The 20,686-nt window shown below is 40.3% G+C and carries 19 protein-coding genes and 1 pseudogene; 17 read left to right on the top strand and 3 right to left on the bottom strand.

The window, feature by feature from the left end; translation table 11 throughout:
* Positions 1 to 377: 377 nt before the first annotated feature.
* Both ACJJI0_RS06455 and ACJJI0_RS06450 read left to right on the top strand, forming a co-directional pair.
* Positions 378 to 809 carry a DUF1877 family protein gene (locus ACJJI0_RS06455; RefSeq protein ID WP_444885187.1) on the top strand — a complete coding sequence of 144 codons (432 nt, stop codon included), beginning with the start codon at positions 378 to 380 and terminating at the stop codon, positions 807 to 809.
* Positions 810 to 942: 133 nt separating this feature from the next.
* A complete protein-coding gene (locus tag ACJJI0_RS06450) occupies positions 943 to 1,191 on the top strand; it encodes a hypothetical protein (protein ID WP_444885186.1) in 249 nt (82 codons plus the stop codon).
* Positions 1,192 to 1,895: 704 nt separating this feature from the next.
* On the opposite strand, the gene ACJJI0_RS06445 is transcribed toward ACJJI0_RS06450, so the two are convergent.
* Positions 1,896 to 2,318 (bottom strand): PACE efflux transporter, encoded by a 423-nt coding sequence (locus tag ACJJI0_RS06445; protein WP_444885185.1) that lies wholly within the window; start codon positions 2,316 to 2,318, stop codon positions 1,896 to 1,898.
* A gap of 113 nt (positions 2,319 to 2,431) precedes the next feature.
* Between ACJJI0_RS06445 and ACJJI0_RS06440 the strand changes: the two genes are divergently transcribed.
* Positions 2,432 to 3,337: a LysR family transcriptional regulator gene (locus ACJJI0_RS06440; protein WP_444885184.1), complete on the top strand. Its 906-nt coding sequence runs from the start codon at positions 2,432 to 2,434 to the stop codon at positions 3,335 to 3,337.
* Here ACJJI0_RS06440 and ACJJI0_RS06435 read toward each other — a convergent pair.
* The gene (locus ACJJI0_RS06435; protein ID WP_444885183.1) at positions 3,332 to 4,213 is read right to left on the bottom strand and encodes an SDR family oxidoreductase; all 882 of its coding nucleotides are present in this window, start codon (positions 4,211 to 4,213) and stop codon (positions 3,332 to 3,334) included. The genes ACJJI0_RS06440 and ACJJI0_RS06435 overlap by 6 nt on opposite strands.
* 537 nt (positions 4,214 to 4,750) lie before the next feature.
* Between ACJJI0_RS06435 and ACJJI0_RS06430 the strand changes: the two are divergent.
* From ACJJI0_RS06430 to ACJJI0_RS06370, 13 genes and pseudogenes are all read left to right on the top strand, one after another.
* A pseudogene (locus ACJJI0_RS06430) lies at positions 4,751 to 5,160 on the top strand (GFA family protein).
* Positions 5,161 to 5,348: 188 nt separating this feature from the next.
* Positions 5,349 to 5,948, top strand: a complete 600-nt coding sequence (locus ACJJI0_RS06425; protein WP_444885182.1) for a dihydrofolate reductase family protein — start codon at positions 5,349 to 5,351, stop codon at positions 5,946 to 5,948.
* Positions 5,949 to 7,280: 1,332 nt separating this feature from the next.
* Positions 7,281 to 8,576, top strand: coding sequence for a serine hydrolase domain-containing protein (locus ACJJI0_RS06420; protein WP_444885181.1), 1,296 nt, complete (start codon positions 7,281 to 7,283; stop codon positions 8,574 to 8,576).
* Positions 8,577 to 10,138: 1,562 nt separating this feature from the next.
* Positions 10,139 to 11,305: an iron-containing alcohol dehydrogenase gene (locus ACJJI0_RS06415; RefSeq protein ID WP_444885180.1), complete on the top strand. Its 1,167-nt coding sequence runs from the start codon at positions 10,139 to 10,141 to the stop codon at positions 11,303 to 11,305.
* Positions 11,302 to 11,751 (top strand): acyl-CoA thioesterase, encoded by a 450-nt coding sequence (locus ACJJI0_RS06410; protein ID WP_444885179.1) that lies wholly within the window; start codon positions 11,302 to 11,304, stop codon positions 11,749 to 11,751. The genes ACJJI0_RS06415 and ACJJI0_RS06410 overlap by 4 nt, the downstream gene beginning before the upstream one ends.
* Positions 11,752 to 12,477: 726 nt before the next feature.
* A complete protein-coding gene (locus tag ACJJI0_RS06405; RefSeq protein ID WP_444885178.1) occupies positions 12,478 to 12,993 on the top strand; it encodes a hypothetical protein in 516 nt (171 codons plus the stop codon).
* Positions 12,993 to 13,202, top strand: a complete 210-nt coding sequence (locus ACJJI0_RS06400) for a hypothetical protein (protein WP_282953297.1) — start codon at positions 12,993 to 12,995, stop codon at positions 13,200 to 13,202. The genes ACJJI0_RS06405 and ACJJI0_RS06400 overlap by 1 nt, the downstream gene beginning before the upstream one ends.
* 464 nt (positions 13,203 to 13,666) lie before the next feature.
* Positions 13,667 to 14,182 (top strand): YcxB family protein, encoded by a 516-nt coding sequence (locus tag ACJJI0_RS06395; RefSeq protein WP_444885177.1) that lies wholly within the window; start codon positions 13,667 to 13,669, stop codon positions 14,180 to 14,182.
* Positions 14,183 to 14,747: 565 nt separating this feature from the next.
* Positions 14,748 to 15,071, top strand: coding sequence for a hypothetical protein (locus ACJJI0_RS06390; protein ID WP_444885176.1), 324 nt, complete (start codon positions 14,748 to 14,750; stop codon positions 15,069 to 15,071).
* A 694-nt stretch (positions 15,072 to 15,765) separates the two neighbouring features.
* Positions 15,766 to 16,176 carry a hypothetical protein gene (locus ACJJI0_RS06385; RefSeq protein ID WP_444885175.1) on the top strand — a complete coding sequence of 137 codons (411 nt, stop codon included), beginning with the start codon at positions 15,766 to 15,768 and terminating at the stop codon, positions 16,174 to 16,176.
* Between the two features lie 806 nt (positions 16,177 to 16,982).
* Positions 16,983 to 17,336: a hypothetical protein gene (locus ACJJI0_RS06380; RefSeq protein ID WP_444885174.1), complete on the top strand. Its 354-nt coding sequence runs from the start codon at positions 16,983 to 16,985 to the stop codon at positions 17,334 to 17,336.
* A 104-nt stretch (positions 17,337 to 17,440) separates the two neighbouring features.
* A complete protein-coding gene (locus tag ACJJI0_RS06375; RefSeq protein WP_444885173.1) occupies positions 17,441 to 17,605 on the top strand; it encodes a hypothetical protein in 165 nt (54 codons plus the stop codon).
* 505 nt (positions 17,606 to 18,110) lie between these two features.
* Positions 18,111 to 18,410, top strand: coding sequence for an HNH endonuclease (locus ACJJI0_RS06370; RefSeq protein WP_444885914.1), 300 nt, complete (start codon positions 18,111 to 18,113; stop codon positions 18,408 to 18,410).
* A gap of 198 nt (positions 18,411 to 18,608) precedes the next feature.
* Here the strand turns inward: ACJJI0_RS06370 and csrA are convergent, their stop codons facing one another.
* The gene (csrA, locus tag ACJJI0_RS06365; protein ID WP_444885172.1) at positions 18,609 to 18,779 is read right to left on the bottom strand and encodes a carbon storage regulator CsrA; all 171 of its coding nucleotides are present in this window, start codon (positions 18,777 to 18,779) and stop codon (positions 18,609 to 18,611) included.
* 1,442 nt (positions 18,780 to 20,221) lie between these two features.
* On the opposite strand from csrA, the gene ACJJI0_RS06360 reads away from it, so the two are divergent.
* Positions 20,222 to 20,608 carry a hypothetical protein gene (locus ACJJI0_RS06360; protein ID WP_444885171.1) on the top strand — a complete coding sequence of 129 codons (387 nt, stop codon included), beginning with the start codon at positions 20,222 to 20,224 and terminating at the stop codon, positions 20,606 to 20,608.
* Positions 20,609 to 20,686 lie beyond the last annotated feature (78 nt).

Below are 20,686 nucleotides of genomic sequence, written 5' to 3'. Positions count from 1 at the left end.
ACCCGTCAAAATGATTTTGATCACCACCAAAACTTTCAAAGTAAAACACCTGTCCGCTAGTATTATCACGAAGTGACTCGAAAAGAATCTTCCCGGTAAGTGCATTGCTTTTTCTCCGAAGCTCGATCGATAGCTTCCCGAATAAACTTTGCTGAAACAAAATTTACCTGCTTGATGATTAATGTTTAGACCAGCAGATCCTTGTTCAGGCTTCTATCAAAATCTTTCCCTAAATATGTATACCCGTTAAAGAAGGCTTCTTGATCAACTGTATCTTTTTGTGTGATCTGGGTGATGAGCTTTGGAGTTAGGGAGTAGCATGATATATAGATGTTACTTTTGAGTTAACAGTTATGTGCCTTAGGTAAATTACGAGTATGGGTTTAAGAGCGACTCTTTATCAGATCACGAAGGAACAATATCGAGAGACCGGTCAAGGTAAGAGCTATGTTGATGGAATAGATGAGTCTGTTACGCCTCTATCACTTGGTAGGTCTTGGGGCTGCATCAGTTATCTGATAACCCAAGATGAAAATGCATCATTTCTAAATGCCGGCAGGCAATGTGAAGATGTGTGTGAACATTGTGAAGCTCACTCACCTGAAGCTATTAGTGAGCTTGCAACGTATTTAGACGAATGTGAGTCGTCAGCCATTATGCAGCGTTATGATTCACACACTTTGCGGCACTTAGGTGTATATAAAGCTGATTACCCCAAAATAGATATTAGTAACTACCTAGTTCAGTTTACCGATTTTGTTCGGTCCGCAAAAAACGTGGGTAACGGAATATTGGTGGTAATATGCTAGCAGAACACAACAAATTTATCTTAGTGTCTTTTGTTACTAAGCTTCATTTTTAGGTGGTCACGCCATAGTACCTCAAACTACATTTCATAACAAAAGGTCTATATAACCACGTCAAATGACCTATGGAGAGTAGATGAAATCATTCCTCATTAATCTAATCGGCTTAGTTGGATCATGGTATTTGATTGATCTTGCTTCCAAGAACCCGCTTAATTCTACTTTTGCCCCGTTTGTATTTGCAGCTTTTCTAATATCCAGTTTGCAATGGTTTATTGTGAGGTTTGGAGTGACTCAGCGCTCTGGCTTTGCTGGTGACTCCGGAGGTGGTGATTCTGGTGGCTTTAATGGTGGGGATGGAGGGAGTGGTGATGGTGGGTGTTAAATCAATTAACAAGCCTATATTGTTCGTCGCTATCGAAGTCGGAGTGTTTAACCACCGCAAATATGAACGTTATGTATCAATAGTAGAGAATTATGAGTACTCATAAATTTGTTTGTTATGAATATTTGCAAGAACTCAAGTGAGATCTAACAGATAATTCAATGGTTTTGTGCTCCTCATGTGGCGCTGAGTGCATGTACCTTGGAATAAAAATACCTACTCCCCCAAAATCCAAACCTAAAAATGGGAAGAGCTTAGGGTTCAATTTCTGAGTATAATGTTAAAAGGCGCGTTTACTCGGCCTTCGGCGGATACGTGCTTGGGTTTTATTTTTAGGTGAGTTGTGATAGAGGTAATAATTTCAAATTTTCGGTATTTTTATATAAGCCAAGTTATTTGCAATCCTTTGTACGTTTGCCATGTTTTGTAAATCAAACGTAAGTTATGCCAAGTATCAAGTCAATACATTTGTTCTCTTAATTCGGTTCATGGTGACAACTCTCCCTATTGGGTGGATGTTGCTCTGGCTCAATTACTCTGTGTCTGGCAGAAATGGGGAGCCAGGATTATCATTATTTTTTTATTAACTGGTATAAAATATAATAAGAAAAGGAAAAATGACAGATAAGTAGGCATTTGCTTTTGACGTAGTGTATTTTAATTGGTGTCAACATTTGACCTAAAACAGACTGCTGAGCAGATCTTCAGCGTTTGTGTTCAGTAACTTGAAACGAGCTATGCAGCTTATCGAACCAATAGTTGAATACATAGGTATATATCACGATGTAAATGACCATGACTATCTCAAGCATAAATGCTTCTAGGATAGTCAGATTAAAGCTCCAGGCGATTACTGGCAACGTCAGTACCAACATACCCCCCTCAAACAATAACGCATGTATGGCTCTAACGATAAATGTCTTTTCTGGGTTTTTACGTATATTCAATAAGTACCAGTCAAAGGCGTGATTGAAAATCATATTCCAGACCAACGCAAATAGTGATAGTCCAGCTGCAATTGCCAACGACTGGTGTACCTCCAAATCAAACATTGGTACCACTAGTAAGCCACCCGTGAGCAGCAGGAAAAACTCGTAGGAAACTGCCTGCACTAAACGATTCTTCAATGAATAAGTCATCAACCATACTCACTCTGCTTGAGAAAATATGCTTGAATGATATATAGTTAATTTAGATGGAAAAAGTTAGATACCATACGTTAAACAGATAGATTGAGTGAATGGCAGTTTCTATTGAACAACTGGAAGCATTTGTAGCTACTGAGCAGGCTGGCTCGTTCTCAGCGGCTGCACGTAAATGTGGAAAGGCACAGTCGGTAATCAGCTCACTGGTATCGAACCTGGAAGTTGACTTGGGAGTCAATCTATTTGATCGAAGTCAACGATACCCGCGATTGACGGACGCTGGTGAGTCACTGCTGGAACGCGCACGGAATCTTATCGAGCAACGCGAGCGTTTGATGGCGATCGCACAGGGGTTGTCTCTGGATGTCGAGGCCCGGTTGACGTTGGCTATTGCCCAGCATGTTCGTATTAAAAACCTGGGTGGACTCTTTCAAGAGTTTGAGACCAAATATCCGCATGTTCAAATTACGCTCAGAGCGGGAAGTGTTCAGGATGTACAGACCTGGGTTGAAGGGGATATAGCCCAACTCGGGATTATCACACAACTGGATGAAGTGCCCGCTGGATGCGATTTCAGAGCCCTGGGCCATCTGAAGCTTACAGGTATCGCCTGCGTTGATCACCCGATTGCGAGACTCACTGAAGTTACCTGGGAAGACCTGAAACAATACCGACAAATCTTATTGCAGGAGTTTGAGATATCCAGCCAAACTCGCTGGCTGGTGTCTCCCGACGTGTGGAGTGTGTCACGGGTTGATGATGCACTTGACCTTGTTGAGGCAAATTTGGGCTGGGCAGTATTGCCACTACACGTGGTTGTAAAGGGGATAGCGGCGAAAAAACTTATACAGCTTCCCCTAGTATTTGAGCAGGAGAAAGAGCTGTCACACGGTGTAGATATTATCTGGTCCAGTAAGCGTCCACTGGGTCCCGCAGCCACTGACTTGATGAAGCGGCTGAGCACAGAGGACGCAATACTGAACAAGGATCAGTCGCTATGAAGCGTTTGACAGATCTCGGGCAAAATCTGTGATAGTTGTATCTGGTTTACCTAACACCTGCCAGGTTTTTTGACTCACTGGTTGCTCCTTTAGCTGTTCTACGTAAGTCAGCATATGCTCCATGAATACTGCCTGTTCTTCGGGCAGTCCCATTTCTGCAATGGCGGCGATAGGGAGGAGGACAATTTCTGTTCCCGGAGAATAGCCCTCGACAAACTTCTTGGCTGCTTCAGGCAAAGACATCCCCTCAGTACCCTGAACCGAAAAACTCTGGTTGTAAGCCATCTCATTCCCGATAGCATTACCGATCATCTCTGCCAGATCTGTTGTATTGGTGTAATAGATAGGGTGAACATGATTACCGATGATAGCAAATTGATCGTTCTCAATGAATGTAGGAAAAGTATCTAGGAAGAACGAACAGAAGAAGAAAGTGTAATCAATGCCAGAATTTTTAATGGCCTCTATGCCTGGTTTACGGATTATATTGGTCTCATACTCTAGGCCCTTATCTGCTAATTCCGGATGTAGATAATCAATACCTGCAATCTGCATAATGTGCTGCACACCAGTGACCTTTGCAGCCTCAACGATATTAATCACTCCTTCACGTTCAGTGTGAAAGGGTAAGCTAGGGTCAAGTGACGTAGTATTCAGGGTAATATAAAGCGTTTTGGTACCAACCAGTGCCGAGACCAAGCTCTCTTTGTCCGAGACATCTGCTTCGAGAAGCTGGATACCCTCCGGGAGGATAGTGCGGGCGCTAATTACGTCCCTCACGATCGCAGTTACCTTTACACCTTTTTGATCCAGTTTTCGTGCTACCTGACGACCTAAATGACCTGTGGCGCCAATAATCGTAATATTTTTCTGCATGATTCAACCTTTAAAGTAATGAATGAAGTAGCCCATACATTGCCTAAGGTCTAAAAAATCTTACAGTTATGTACCATCTATCAAACAGATACTACAGCAGTTTTCACTGCATCAACGTATCTAAGCGACCGACAGGTTTTAGGGGGTAATTAACTTAAAGTCGGCCATGACTGACTACTCTTTAGTCTAAATACTAAAATATCGTCTGCATCAAATTTGAAATTTACGATTTCGCCTTCTGATTAAATGATCACCTAATTTGGGTGGCGGGTGTCATCGGGTATTGGTATTCAGTTTATTTTGCTCATCCATTTATTATTCATGTATAGCAAGTATTCCATTCGCTATAGGTTTCTTTACCACATAGCAAGTCTCTTAGAATAACTAGCGTCCATTTATCGCCAAATACATCCAGTCCGTTCACGATAGGGCAATCGGAACGCATAAATTGATCGTCAGGGCTCGTACACACACTTATACATAAAAAATGAAATGGTAGATTAGTGATTTCAATTTCGTAGGTAATGGTAGAAATTCATGCCCAAAACATCAGGAGAGTGTTTGTACCGTTTTATTAGTTATAATTGCTCCGAAGAGACTGTAATGGCTGGACACGGCCATTGTACAGATTGTCAGAAAGTTAGTGCCGCAGGACACATTGCCGATATTGCTGTTCCTCACGGAATTTAATCATCAACGGTGATATTGCGATTCATGAGAAGCAGGCGGATAGTAGAAATACAGTAAGGAGGGGGTTTTGTCCTCGCTGTGGTTCGCATAATTATGCAGAAAACAGCGGTATGCCGTGGTTAGAATTTGTCCATGCCGGAAGTCTTCATGATTTGGAGCAATTCAACCCTACGATAATCGTATATGAAAGTAGCGACGAACCTTGGGATAATCTGGACCCAGATTTACAAAAGATTGAAAAAGTGCCAAAAATGTAATTGTAGCCACTCGGGCCAGAGGCCTACAGGACAGTTCGAGCTATGTCTAGTGGGTGCTTATTACGTTCCTGCCTGTTTGAGATTGTTATTAAGTGGCGTTTTTTTATACAACGTTTGAAGATTTGTATTTCTACGAGTAAGCCTGCATAAGATGCCATAAATGATTTACCCCTCGAGAGAATCAGCCAATGAGAAATTTAGCCATATTGATATTTCAAACTCTTGACGGTGTAATGCAAGCACCCAGTATACCTGAGGAAGATTTTTCAGGCGGCTTTCGTCATGGAGGTTGGGCAAAGGATTGTTGGAATGATGTTATGGAACAAGTTATAAAGGAGGCAATGTCGGAACAGTATGACCTGCTATTAGGCCGTAATACATATAATTTATTTGCCTCAAATTTTGTCAGTGCTGAACCTGATAACCCAGTAGCAGACAAGCTAAATCGGGCAAAAAAATATGTGGTGACATCAGGTACTGATGACCTAGCATGGAATAATTCCTTCAAACTAAAGGGCTCTAATGCAGCTGTAGAGGTCGCCAAAATTAAAGAAATGGATGGCCCCCTGTTACAGGTACACGGTAGTTGGCAATTAGTGCAGTTACTTCTTAAGTATAACTTGGTAGATGAGCTTAGACTTTGGACCTTTCCAGTAGTTGTTGGTGAAGGAAAACGCTTATTTGAAAGCGGTGAAATTTCGGCGAAATACAAGCTCACAAAATTTGCGACGTGTTCTTCAGGAGCCTTTATGCACTTCTATCAACCACTAGATCGCAGTGCAGTATGAAATTTTACTTAGATAGACACTCACTCGTATGGTCTCTGATGCAAGGCAATATATTTCTTTTCGGGTTGAGTAATTTTCGCAGTTAACGCAAAAGTGAATCCACAGAGTGACCAGTGATGCAAATGGCACTCGACGAGATTAAAGAGCATATTGAGCTATTTACAAACCAAATGCAAAATGATGGTTTAATCGACGATGAAGATTTTAGGTAGAATACTTCATAGCATATCTCATCTGAATAGATTGTAAATGGCAGAAATCAGACTGGTAAAATCGATCAAGATTTGCACAATGAGTTGTCTGAAACCTCAATCGATTTCATCCCTTTAGGTTAAAAGACATAACCGGTCAATACATCAGCCGGTAAATAATGCAGTTACTGACTTAGGTGTTTGTGCGATATCGGTATCTTACTATCTAATACAGTTTAATCTTCTATTGATAAGACTCGACTGGAGTTTCCTTCCTTGAAGAGTTTGTTCTCAACACCTTCCAGTGTCTAGCTCTTGTTCTTTTTTACGCTCACGTAGATCTCTTCTTAATGGACAGGGAGAGATTTGCGGTGTGTATGTGTACCAGTACCCATGCTGTAAGAGTGAAGCCTTTAGAAGAGAGGCCTGGGAATTTGTTCTTTGGGGAGAAATAAAAGAGTGTGTAGGGATGGAAAGTGGCTTCTTGGTCCTCTTTATTTTAGTGTATGACCAGGCTGATAAGCTTTGGAGTGATAGAAAAGCGTGATATATAGATATAGTTTCTGAATTAATTGAAAAGGTATTTGATAGTGTGGCTCTAAAATTGTTGCCTGGTAAGCGCAAAGCCATACGGATCTTCAAAAGGGATTTAAGACGTAAATTATCAAATAATTGGGGTAATAAAAGAAAGTATTTAGCCTCTGAGGTAGCTAATGGTGTTCAAAGCCACTGTCCCAAATTATCTAAGTATCAAATGTACACAATGAACAAGCAGCTGTTATTCCCTTGCCAGACAAAGAGCTGGGAGAACAAGTTGGAGCGGCCATCGTATGTGTAGACAAGGCGCCAAGCCTACAAGGATTGCGCAACTTCTTAACCGAGAGGGGCCTGGCCAACCTTAAGCTGCCAGAGTAGCTTTATGTGTTACCGGTTACCGCAGTCGGTAAAGTTGACAAAAGAAGCTTCTGGAATTCAACTCTTAGCGCCTGTTTTAATAGTCAAGTTGTCGATTTTAATTGGCTAAAAATTAGTAATTGTATTCATCAGAGGTTCAGAAAATAGTGAAAATAATACTATCGATATAGAACTGTACGGCAGACTTTTACTCAGTCAAGTAACATTCAAGAAAGGAAGCTTTGGCATGGAATATCGTCATAGAAAATCAGTATTTGCTCAACCTCTCCTCTTATTCACGCTATTAATCTCCAACAATGGAAATGCTGTAGATACTAATGATTCAGCGATTTATCTTGATAGTCCGGGAGTATACAAAGAGGTATTTAAGCCAGGTAAGAAGCATACTATTGATCGTATGATTAAAAAGTATATGCTGGACCACAGTATTCCAGGCATGGCGGTAGCTATAGTTACCAATCCAGAAAAGCCTGTTATATGGTCTAAAGGCTACGGTGTAAAAAGCCTTGAAAATAATGAAAGGGTTACCAGAAATACTTCATTTTGGCTGGCATCCATCAGTAAGGTAGTTATGGGTACTGCTATGGCCATAGCGCAGGAGGACGGATATCTCTATTTAGATCAGGAAATTCAAAACTTACTGGGTGAAGATGACTTTAACATTGACAATCCAGACTCCTTACCTATCACCATCCGAGACCTCGTAACTCACAGTTCGGGAATTAAAGATAGCGTGGCTTACCGGTGCAGCTACTATATCGATCATGGTGACGGCACTCATACAAAGTTGTTCAACTTAATAGAGCCTGGGTTCTGTCCAGATAGCAGCCCAATTACACTGGATGGATTTCTCGGTGCCTATTTGGACAGTGAGGGGGAGTTTTACGATTCCAGTAGTAACTTCACGGGCTTACCACCCGGGCAGGACTACAAATACTCAAATATCGCCGCAGCATTAGCAGGCTACTCAGTGGAACTTAGCACAGGCTTAACTCTGGCTGATTATGCAGAGCAAGAGATTTTTACCCCTCTTGGTATGCGCAATACCAGCTGGAATTTCTCCAAGTTAAACCAGAGCAACCTGGCAAGCCCTCATACCACAGTTGATAACACCCTATCTTCAATTCCATTTTATGAACTCGCAACCTGGCCAGATGGTGGCCTACGGAGTAGTGCATTTGATATGGCGAGATTTTTAGCCGCAGTAATGAACGAAGGAGTGTTAGCTTCACGAAAATCTGGCATCAAGATCCTAGAGGCAGAATCAGTTAATCAAATGCTGACGCCTTACCAGAATGGTTTTGGGGTCTTCTGGTATTCTGACTGGCTTTGGAATTATGGGGGTAAAGACCATATTCTAATTGGTCACAACGGAGCTGAGCTTGGATATTTTTCCTACCTAGTGTTCAATCCAAAGGATAACGTCGGAGTAATCTTATTGGCTAACACTGATCGTGGAGATAAGACAGAGAGTATTGAAAAATTAATTAAAGACCTCTTTGAGGCGACTCAAGGACGGTAACAACCTGTTTCGGGGCTCTAAATATTTCTAAGGGGGAATAAAATCCTCCCTTAGAAATACGACGTTGACTTATGTCATTGCAAAGTGCATGGCGCTTAAAAGTGTAGGAAACACCTGCCTGCCAGATATTATGATTTTTAAGTCAAACTTAACATGTTTAAACACGTTTACATCGTAATCGCCCATCTTGCCAATATTGTGCAGTCTATATTCAGCACTCCTATACAGGGAGTCCGTAAGATAATAGCGAAAGCCCGCGCCTACGTGAAAATAACTTTTACTGAGCTTTTTCGACCTTTGGAAACTACCACCCGAATAAGCCTTATCAATAGTGTAAGACCAATCCAGCTGACCGAAGCTATAGCCAGCGAGCAATTACATACAAGCTCTGTTACAGTTTCTGGACAACTCTAATACTCCTGTACTAGAGAAACTCTTGAGTGACATTGTACAGTTCTACAACTAAAACCTCTCCGCTAGTAAGGGATCTTACAAGATCGTAGGTAAGGGTTGTATTTAGAGTACTTTGATGGCATCGCTGAATGCCAAGTCATGGAAGGCTCAAAGGGCTGTGTCATCATATCAAACAAAGATGGAATAATTTTAGGCTCTAGAGAGTATGAGATTGCTTCAGAGGGTATTAAGGAAACCTGTCAAAATGGTTATAGTTTCTATAGCTGGGCAGTGGTTGAGCGAGTTGAGGAAGTTAATGGGGCAGTTTAAATTTTTGTGGATCAAGCATTAGCTTAAATTATTACAGCTGAATCATTGGAGCTAATAAAGTTAAATTTTTAGATGCAATAAACAAGCATATGTAACATGCCCAAGATACATTTGGGTCAGAATATGATCTCTGTTTTTTTCAATAAAGATCTCTTTTTCCATCAATATAGCGTTTGAAAAGCGTCTTTGGCCTGAGTTCCCCAATGGTGGAGTAGAGCGAAGGAGAAGAAAGTTAGGTATTAACCTCGGTAAACGGCCTAGTCCACATGCATTGAAACCTTGGAGCTATCGCTGGCCCGTGCCCAACCTCGTGCGTCATTACCAGATACGTTGAGCGCGCGCTCGCATTGGGTGAGGGGCTGGGGAGAGGTTTAGCTGCCAAATAATCTAGATAAGTCAGAGAATCTTATAAATCTCATATCTCTGCTTGGGGTAATATTTCTAGAATAAACGAAATACCGTTACTATAAAGGGTGCTGCTGGAGCAAAAGTAAAGAAAATAGGCCTCTTGTGGCACATTTTGAATACATCCCTGTAGACTTGCAGTCGGGAGTTTGCGTTATAAGGCTTTGCGTGGGGCCTATTCAGCCAAACCGGCTATTCACTAAGCCCAATAATACTATCAGTATCAACCTGCATCTTTATCTCGCAATACTATTGAGTAGCCCTTTAATCGGTGTATTTACACTGGTGACTTGGTGATTAATTTATCGTAGTCTTGACTGACAACTGATTAGCACTAAATTCACTCTGAGCTAATCAGAAGTTCCCTAGGATTTGAAATGGAACTATTGCCAAACGAAACTGCGACATATAATAATTAAGGCGGTGACAACCCTATGTTAAGTTTTGAATTTAATACTACAAAATCGATTATAAACGGCCCTGGCGGGTTAAATAAAATTAGTGAGATATGTGACCAACTAAATATCACTAAGTTGTTAGTGGTCACTGATCAAGGTATTGTAAATTGTGGTTTGGTTGAGAAACTGAAGGAGCAATTACATAGTAAATTTGCGACCATTATCTTTGATGGAGTTAGTGCTGATCCTAAAGAGCAGATCGTATTGTCGGCAGTAGCCTTAGCAAAGCAGCATAATGTTGATGGTGTAATAGGATTTGGTGGTGGCAGTTCAATGGATACCGCTAAAGTGGTTGCTGTAATGATGGATTCTCACCAACCTTTAGAACAGCTATATGGGCTTGAACGAGTTCAAGGAGGTCGCGTACCTTTGGTTTTAATACCTACCACTGCTGGCACAGGTTCAGAAGTAACACCCATCGCGGTTTTAACAACAGGAGAAACCACCAAAGATGGCATCGTCTCTAAACAATTATTACCAGATGTTGCCTTATTAGATGCACAATTAACTCTAGGGTTGCCAGCTCATGTGACTGCTGCAACTGGCATTGATGCTATGGTGCATGCCATAGAGGCATATACGTCTAAGCATAAAAAAAATGCCTATTCAGATATGCTAGCTAAGCAGGCGTTGCTATTGCTATCAAGAAATATAGAACAGGCCACACATCATGGCGAGGACATAGATGCAAGACAAAATATGTTATTGGGTGCCTGCCTTGCAGGTCAAGCTTTTGCCAATGCACCAGTTGCCGCTGTACATGCTCTAGCTTACCCATTAGGGGGGCATTTTCATGTACCTCATGGATTGGGCAACTCGTTAGTATTACCACATGTAATGCGCTTTAATCAGAGTGATACAGCCAAGCTCTATAGTGAATTGGCGCCATATATTTGTGAACACATAAATACGTCCCAGTCAGATCAAAAAGTGTGTTCTGATCTCATTGTCTTTATTGAGCGGCTAATTGAACGATTAAAATTACCCCGGACCTTAAAGCAATTAGATATTGGCGAGCATCATTTAGAGATGCTCGCCACCGATGCAATGCTACAAACTCGCTTACTAATCAATAATCCGAAACCGCTGTCTCATGATGATGCACTCCTGATTTATCAGGCTGCTTATGAGGAGGCTTTGTGAGTAAGCAGGCTGTGTTACGTACAGATTATATTTATTTTGAAGAGTTAACTACCAGATGGATGGATAATGATGTGTATGGGCATGTAAATAATGTAGTTTACTATTCATATTTTGACACCATCGTGAACAGCTTTTTGATTAATAAGGCTGAATTAGATATTAAAACCAGTGAGAATATTGGCTACATAGTCAAATCTGATTGTAATTATTTGGCCAGTATTTCTTACCCTGAAAAAATCCTTGGTGCTTTTAGGGTTAATAGAATAGGCAATTCTTCGGTGGAATATGGTGTTGCGATTTTTAAAGAAAATCAAGAAAATCAAGAAAATGCATGTGCGCATGGTTCTATGACGCATGTCTTTGTTAATCGGCATACCGAACAGCCGACAAAAATTTCTGGTCAATTGCTCAAGGCATTACAAGGTGCATCATTTGGTGCTGGTTAACTTTTTAGTCGATAGGGTTGGGGGTTATACTTTTTAATTGGTTGGTGTCCAGGATTACTCTTTACACTGATGGCCTATTTTCATTCAGCCGGTTATGAAGATGAATGGGAAAAGGTAACTGATAAAATTAGAGTATACAGATTGCAGTAACGCTAACTATTTATTGAACTCAGTTGATCGTCCCAGCTAGTGTTGGTTTTTCACTTATAGAGGGGGCTGCTTTCTGATACATATGAAGGTAACTATAGAGCTGCGACATTGGCTATCTTTGAGATAGTGTGCCCTCAGAGATACCACTATGAGGATAATGGGGAGGAGGTTTGGATGGGGCCTCTCCATCGTGAATCTGCTCCCACAGCCTTTCAGTGCCTACTTTTTGTTTTACTTTCATACGCGTATAGATCTTTTCACGATAGGCGGGAAGGGATTTGGGGGGCGCGGATGCCTATCTTTACTTGATTTCCTTTCACTTCCAGCACTATTGCTGAGACGTATGTCCCAGCTTGTAGATTTTCGTCGGTTTGGGGCTGTGGACGTGATCAGTAAAAGGCGGGGGGCTAGGCACTCGGTAATTGGGGGTTCGTTTCAAGCTACTGAGTTATCTAATTGGATTCGCTATGACTCTAATGGTAAAGGGGATTGGGTTTGCGGCTGGCTATGGCTCGTCGTTAAGCATTGACGTAATATCGCTTACCAACATGGGATTGATACTTATGGAGTGAGTCAATGGGTCTAAATGTTTTGAGCTTTACACAGGATGATGCCATAGGGCACGCAAAACTACACAAACGTGCCAATCAAGTCTATATGAAGAGATTTGATGTGGATGTGGTGCTTAGGAAAGGAAAGCTTGATAATCCGCAGATTGATAAGATTAGGTATCGTGAGGACCATCGGCCAATGATGGTGAAAAATAACAGAACGGGTGAAGAAAGGCCTAAACGAAACGATATCGTAACCTATCGGATGCCAGGCTCTTCAGAGCCATATATTTTAGCTAAATCGGGTGGGGTATCACTTTTCGATGGTATCAGTAGTAAAGTTCCATTTAGAGAGGGAAAGGATGCTTGGTGGATAATTACCAAAGATGCGAGATTGGAACCAGGGTTGATTATTGCAAAAGATATGTTTCCCGATGCAGAAGGCAATACCCACTACTCGATTGAAGCGGAAATCGACATGCCTGTTTCCGAGTATTTTGAAAAGCTTGCCGCCTTAAAAAAATATATGAGAGTTAAGTGATGTCTTATAACTACAAAGATTTGAACTATATACGAGAAGCCCTTGCTTGCTACGAAGAAAAATTATGTGATGTTGATATTAATGAATGTGATGATGAAGAAGCTGAAGAGCTTCAAGAAGATATTCTATACATGGGGCGTTTGAGGGCACTGACCGAAAGAATGATTGATGAATGGGAGAATAAGGGCCCCACTTTAACCTCAGTCTGAAGGTAAAGGTTAAAGTAGTTAAGACCTCCCTTATGTAGGGAGGTCGTATTGAGCTAATTATTTAGACAAATATAGGTACAGGTTGCATCTGCCTTCAACTGCCTAACCTAGGTTTTTGTTTCATGAAGAGATTTATACTCCTGGCATGCAAACTTCTATTGATAACCGCTGTATTTATACTGCTGCTGTTAGTGTGATTTCTAACTACTACGCTATTGGTGCAAGGAGATCAACACCCAGAAAGCTGGGTGATAAATGTCTATGATATTTCTGCTATGGCGATAGTAATTGCCCTTTATATTGCCGTAATGGTATATACGTTCAGAAGATTTATTAAGACAGAAAAGCGCCTCAGGGAGTAGAAGTATAGTGATGTGATTAGCTTTCGCTGTGTGTCCAAAAAATTCACGCTTGGGCTTAAGATAGATTGACCTTTATATATGATGTAGATTGTGGAGATTCGTTTGAAACTTAAAGTAGTAACCTCTAAAGCTGACCATAATAATTTTTGTGACTATGTGGTATGTAGTCGTTTGAAATCTCATACATGGATATCGATTCTTAAGATCTTAGTTGTTTGGTTGGCTATCGGTTTAATTTTTATGTCTTGTGTTCAGTTTAAGGCTGGGAAAATTGAGCTGAGTCCGTTCATATTAGTTATGGTAATATCACTTGCGTTTCTTTTTTATGTTGCTCTTAGTAGGTTGTTGGCTGTAAGAATAGGCGAGTGCTTTACACCAAACAAAGATGGAATAATATTAGGCTCTAAAGAGTATGAGATTACTCCAGAGGGTATTAAAGAAACTTGTCAACATGGCCATAGTTTCTATAGTTGGGCATTGGTTGAGCAGGTAGAGGAAGTTAATGGGGCAGTTTATGTTTTTGTGGATCAAGCATTAGCTTTGATTTTTACAGCTGAATCATTAGAGCAAATTGATTTTAAAGATGATCTTTTAGATACATTGAAAATGCATACATAATACACCCAAGATACATTTGGGCCAGAATGCGGCATCTGGCCTTTTTAAGAAAAATACTATTTCCAGTCTAACAACTTATCATGTGAAAAAGTATAGATTATGAGCCGAATAATAGTTTAGGATATCTGTGCCCCTATAAAAGTGTTAGGAATATTTGTTTCTGAATTTTCAGGGGGGAGAGAGATGCTTGATCCATTTAATTCTGAGATATGCTTGCTTCCTGGTGATTCTTAAGGCGTGAGTGGGTATCCCTGTTGGAGGAGTTTGGTAAGGGTGCTTTGCTGGTGGGGAACGATCGCCGTGGGGCAGAACACGGAAGTGTGGTTGCTAATCATCCTGAGTCGGTGTTTAACTATAGCTCGTTGAAGTTACATCTTTTTATATAGTTGCTGTGCCAATTTTCTAACCTGGCTATTGTTGCTCTGCCAGGTACTCTATTTACTGGGTGTCCAGAGTTGTTTGTTCTTGATATTGTCTCGCGACTGACAATATTTAACAGGGGGAAGTATGATGCTCTGGACTCTTCGCTTCTCTGTGAGAATTATATATTTAAACGAGATAGATCGTGAGAAAAGTTCTTAAAAGTTTGTTAATGTCAACGGCACTGGTGACCACAGGCTTTTTCCTGGGGTGGTGGGCAAATTCTCCAAGTTATGACCTGCTCTGTTCTACCCCCTCCGTTTATGTTTTGAGTCAGGATGTCACGGCTCAAGGTATTAGCATAGCAGCCGGTACGGAGGTCGATCTTCGCTCATGTGAGTATGCAAACAGGTTTATGGTTAGTTTGTATGCGGAAAAGGGCTCTAGAGAAGAATTGTTTCAATTTAAAAATAGCGCTCCAAATATAGGTAACCACGGTGCCAGCCAATATCCTATTGAAGAGCATTAGTAAAATGTATAATCAGGCATAGCTTTGTATACATTTTACACGATCGCTACGCTCCTATCTTCATACGAAAAATCCACAAAGCAAGCTCCGACTGATGTCTACGTTAGTACTATTTTCAAAACTTGATACATCCCTATCTGATAGAGGATGGTCTCGAAAAAGATAGGGGTATTGTAGGCTCCTTCCTTGAAGAATCTGCTCTCGATACCTTCCATTGCCTATTTTTCGATACGCACGTGGATCTCTTTACGATGGGCTGAAAGTGATTTGGGGGCGTGGATGCCTGCTTTTCACTTCCAGTACAGTAGCTAGGACGTTTGTTCTAGTTTGAAGGCTTTCGAGGTTCGGTGCTTTATGGTCAACCTATTTAATTCCAGCTAATACGCAAGCCGAGAATGGGCATTCCTCGGTTGGGGAGTTTAGTAATTGGTTCTTTACGAACCGGAGTGGCCGTGGTGGTACAGAATAGGGCATGGTGGGCTCTATTCTTCCCAAGTTGGTATTTCTATATAACTTATTGAATTTACATAATTTTTTTAGTTTTAATACTAATGCCCCGTCTGGTTTCTGCTGTCCAGCTCGCGATTTTATTTTATGGGTGCCAAGGATGAAGCTATTGGTTAGGTTTCATTTTTACATAAGATGCATATAGAATTTATTGGCATGGCCATGGATACTAAGTGTAAGGACAGTTATGAGCAGCTATACAAAAAAACAAGTATTATTTTATATAACTTTAGCCGGAAGTTTATCTTCCATTATTACGTATTTTTCACCTGGCGTTTACGACAAGTATATATCGCAAGGAGATAATAGTCCTGTAGTTAAGTCAGAAGGTGGATCTGTAAGTATAACTTATGATCAGAAAGCAAATTTAATTGATTCTATTAGATCGTCTAAGCCGGATATTTCTCTCTCTCAATTTAAGATGTTAAGAAAAGGGATGACTTACAAAGAAGTGGAGCGTATTTTAGGTAAAAAAAGCGATGTATATTACAATGGTCAATTCTCCGAAATGCACGGTTGGGGGAGTGAGGCATTTCTTTACATAACGACAACATATGAAAATGGTAGATTGATTGCGATGTCCCAAAGTGGATTGTGACTGTTGAATACGTGATCAATTATTTTAATTTAATTTAATTTTTAGGGCTTTAGCTCCCTATAAAGTTACTTCTTATTCCCCGGCCATTGTTGAATACTTGACTTCAAAAAGGTGTGAAGAATTTTGTTAGATAGCACTTTTAGATAGATGGGAGCATGAAAATTATATGTTGAGGCTCAAGGTGAGCCTCTGTTCTTTGATAGTCCCTTCGTAGCGGCTTTCATTGACTATTTATCATCCCGATTTAGTGTGTATATAAATCTCTTCACGATATATGGAAAGAATCTGGGGTGTGGACGTCAATCTTTACTTAATTACCATTCACTTTCAGTACTGTGGTTGAAACAATGGTCCCAATTCTGGGCTTTCACTGGTTTGGTGATTCATGGTCAATCTGTATGCTTCTTGCTGATATTCAAGCAGTGGGTGGGTATTCCTTGATGGGGGAGTTTGGTAAGTAATGCTTTCCAGGTCGGGAGCGACCGTGGAGGGTTAGATTGGGAGGTATGGACACTAGCCCTATAACTTGTTGAACTTACACCGTATTTGTATCTACAATGGATACCACTTACGTTTGTACTTGTTAACTGAATAATTTTCAGTAAAACGATTCATGCACTGACTTATATTTTTTCGTTGTATTCTAATCAAGAAACTCAGCCTTCCATTGAGTAACTAATATTCCCTTTGGTGTAAATTTTCAGTTAATAGCCTCGGTAGTTTATATTTTTGTCGTAGTCATAGCTATAGGATGAAAGATCTATTTACGTTACTCTAGAACGTGATAAGAAGAACTGGAGACAAGTATGTCAAATAGATTGCAGCTTCCCATTATAGAGATCCTTAAAGATGGAAAATATTATAGGCTGGATTGGGATGATCATAATTCAGAGGCTGATAGGGTCTTATACGAAAAAAAGGATTCATTAGAAGGTTATATTGAAGGATATTTTGATGCATTAGAAAATAATAAAGGGCGGATTGTTTGCCTTGCTAGTAATACTGGGACGATCAAAAAGCTTACAAAAGAAAATGCAGAAAAGCTGAAAAGTATGCTTGAAAACATCCTCTACCCTATTGTGACAGCTAGATATAAAAAAATTCAATATCTTAACAACCTTCCTGAAGTAAAGGTTCAGAGAAAACGGGAAGGTTCCTAATAAAAGAGTGAAGCTTATACCTGCTTTTTTTAGAGGGCTGGTTGGCATACGTCTTCATACTATCAGTCTTATACTCATGATATCAAGCATGATAAGAGGCCCACATGAAAAAATTACTTTTAGATAAAGATCTTTCTAAGGATTTTCTTCAGAGTATTGGCTATTACATGTTATTGGCGAGAATTGCTAGGTTTTGCATTCCTTCTGTTAAAGCAGCGACTTTTTTTCCTAAGTTAGGATTTGTAATTTTTTTTATTGGATTGTCATGATTTATCAGTGTATATATTTTTATTCATGTGGTGCATCCAATTGTGAAAATTTATCATCCAGAATTTTCATTGCCTGAAGTAGATCCAGAGAACGAGTGTAAAATAGGCTGGAGAGAAATTGTCTATACAAGGTCATTTATATTAATGATGGTTTTGTATTTAACAACACTATATCTAGGTTTCGTGATTGTTGGCTGGGCGCTCCCTAAGTAATTACTCAAAATTTTAGGTAGAAGTTAATGTCATTTTTGTTTATATAGCATGCTTTTAGGGGTATATGTATAATTAGTGAAGAATATTCTGTTTACTGGATAAGATTGCATAATCATAAAGATATTTATAAGAAAGGAAATATAGGCATGACTAATAATATTGAGCGTTGTTGGAATCGACATAAAAGCCAAATTTTAGAAACTGACAAGAAAGTTAACAGGCGCCCCTATATTGTGCTTTCGTAAGCTTGGTTTGGAAAGTTTCGATTTTAGTGTGGTGGAGGGAGGGTTAGATAAGTGGACTGCGCACAACCTCGAGTTATTTTAGAGGCTCAAAGGTAAAGGCATGGGTTTTAAAAGAGGCTTCTGGTCAATGTGAATGTTGCGGATCTGATGCTCCTTTCATTACTGCTGAAGGGGAGCCGTTTCTTGAGGTCCATCATCTGCGTCGATTAGCTGACAATGGCTCAGTCACTATAACTAATGCGGTGGCACTATGCCCGAACTGTCATAGAGAGTTCCATTATGGAGAAAATAAGAAAGTGTTAGTTGCAAAGATGTATGAAAGCGTTGGCAGGCTTCGGCGTGAATAGAAATGAAGAAATTTGGTCAAACTCTTTTTAGCACCTCCTGAGTCTCTGTTGGATTGCCCCTTAGCGATCTGAGCTTGCCGTTTAGTCAGCGTCAGTACGATAATCATGGATTAATACGTCGTTGTTTTTGCTCTAAAGAAAGTGGAGTTCAGGTTGATCTCCTTCCATGGAGAAGCTTTCCTCAACGCCTTCCATTGCCTAGTTTTTGTTCATTTTTATGCGCATATAGATCTCTTCACGATGGATGGGAAGGGATTTGGGGGCGCGGATGCCTATCTTTACTTGATTTCCCTTCACTTCCAACACGGTGATCGAGACATTCGTTCCAATTCTTAGGTTTTCGCCTGTTCGGCGCTTTAGGATCAGCATGTTTGTTTCCTAGCGATACTCAAGCTGTGGGTGGGCATTCCTTGGTGGGGAAGTTTGGTTAAGTGATACTTGGTGGAAGAGTGGGGCGGGGCGCGGGGGCGGTGGGCACAGAATAGGAAAAGGCGGGCGCTAGGCTCCCAGAGCTTGGGGAATTGCTCCAAGCTGATGATTGTGCTCCACTTTATTGAAGACGAGTGGGTTTCTAGCGTAGTATGCATATAGCCATCTTGATACTGTCGTTATCAATTTGGTTAGCTGGCCCTTGGTGTTGCAGCACCTTGGGTCAGCGCCTTTTCTCTATTCTTACTTCACGCTACCGTTCTCCTGTTGAGGGAGTAAATCGCTTAGAAAACTCTTGGGGCATCTCTTATTTGTGGACTTTGAGAAAGTTATTTAACTACAGTCCACAATGCTGACAGATGTTTATCGATTTTACGTGGCTTTGATTTAGTAGAAAACCCAATAAGTTCCAATAAGATTAATGATGCGCCTATATTTTACTTTCGAAATCTTCGTTTTATGATTAGATGTGTTACGAGAAGAGCTGCATTGAAATTGATAAGGCCTAATTTAAGGAACCTTGAGAGTTTTTAAGTAAATTAAGGGTGCTATTCAAGAGAGAATTTGTAGTGAGACTTGAACTGTGATCAAGAGCTTAGATAGAAATTTCTGAAAAACACGGAGGCTTGGTGCGATAAAAATAATTTATATAATTTCGCTGTTATCTATTCTTTGTGGCTGTTCGACTCAGGCTACTATGGTCATTTTTTCTCATTCTCAAGGTGCTTATATAACGGAAATAGACACGGAGACGCCCTATGGGATGCCCCCTATTTCTGTTATTTACAATCCTGATACTTTGGAAAGACATGTAGACATCCGAGGGCGTTATCTTGTTAAGGGATTTCGGGCTCAATGGGTTAGTGGGGGTAATCTCGATTTTTGACCCTATTAAGCTATGTGGTAATGCAATAGGAGCATATAATATATCCATAAATCGACAATCATCGCATGCTAATTTAGATAAAGACTTGCAGTTTGCACTCCAATTACAAACAATTAGAACTCAACAGCAACAAGCTAATGTAGCACAAAATTCTGCTATAGCAGTTCTTTGGTCTGTGTGGGCTCAAAGTCAGGATGACAGTGTTAATTGTATAGTGAAGCCGGTAGGGAATTCTGTGTATACAAATTGAAATTAGATTGTATAAAACTACATAAGTTTGAAAGACGTACTTATCTGCGTCGAGATAGATATTTAGTTGACAGGGGAAATAAAAGCGGAGAGAAAAATCTGTGTTGCCAAAAGAAAATGCCATTTGGTTTAAGGATTTTTCGATCAAGTCTGTTTTGGCCATAAAGAGGGATCGATTAAATTCGCTAGGGGTTTTGGTGGCCTTAAACTATATGAATTTTGTTAGAGTTTCGATGAAGTTTGATTGATGGGAAAATATATAGGAAAAGAAGTTATTTTTATCAAAGCTGTCGGCTTATCAATATTGCCGTTCATGTTTTGTATGTTGCTTGTAAATGAAGAGGCCCTATATATAAAATTTCCTGTTCTAATTGCAGGTCTATTTGTAAGCAATTTCTTGGCTAGTAAGTTTAAGCTAACTCAACAGAAATATAATATTGAGTCATTAATTTTCACGGCTTCTTTGGTTTTGGTTGCCGTTATTTTCTATTCTCTTGAAAAGCATTTGCCAATCTATATTGATAGTTTTGGCATAACTATGGGAGAAAGGCATATTTTTGTAGCAGTATTTTTCATCCCATTTCTTGCTTTAAAGATTTATCGATATTTTTCCAGCAGGAGTGAGGAAGATTGATAAAGTTTGCAGATACTATATGGCTTATCTGCCAGGGCTATTAGGCTAGCCAGGTAACTCAGGTTTCTCTGGGCCACG

This window comes from Microbulbifer mixtoriginis (SeqCode) (genome assembly GCF_052466695.1).
This window is presented reverse-complemented; position numbering and strand designations above follow the sequence as displayed.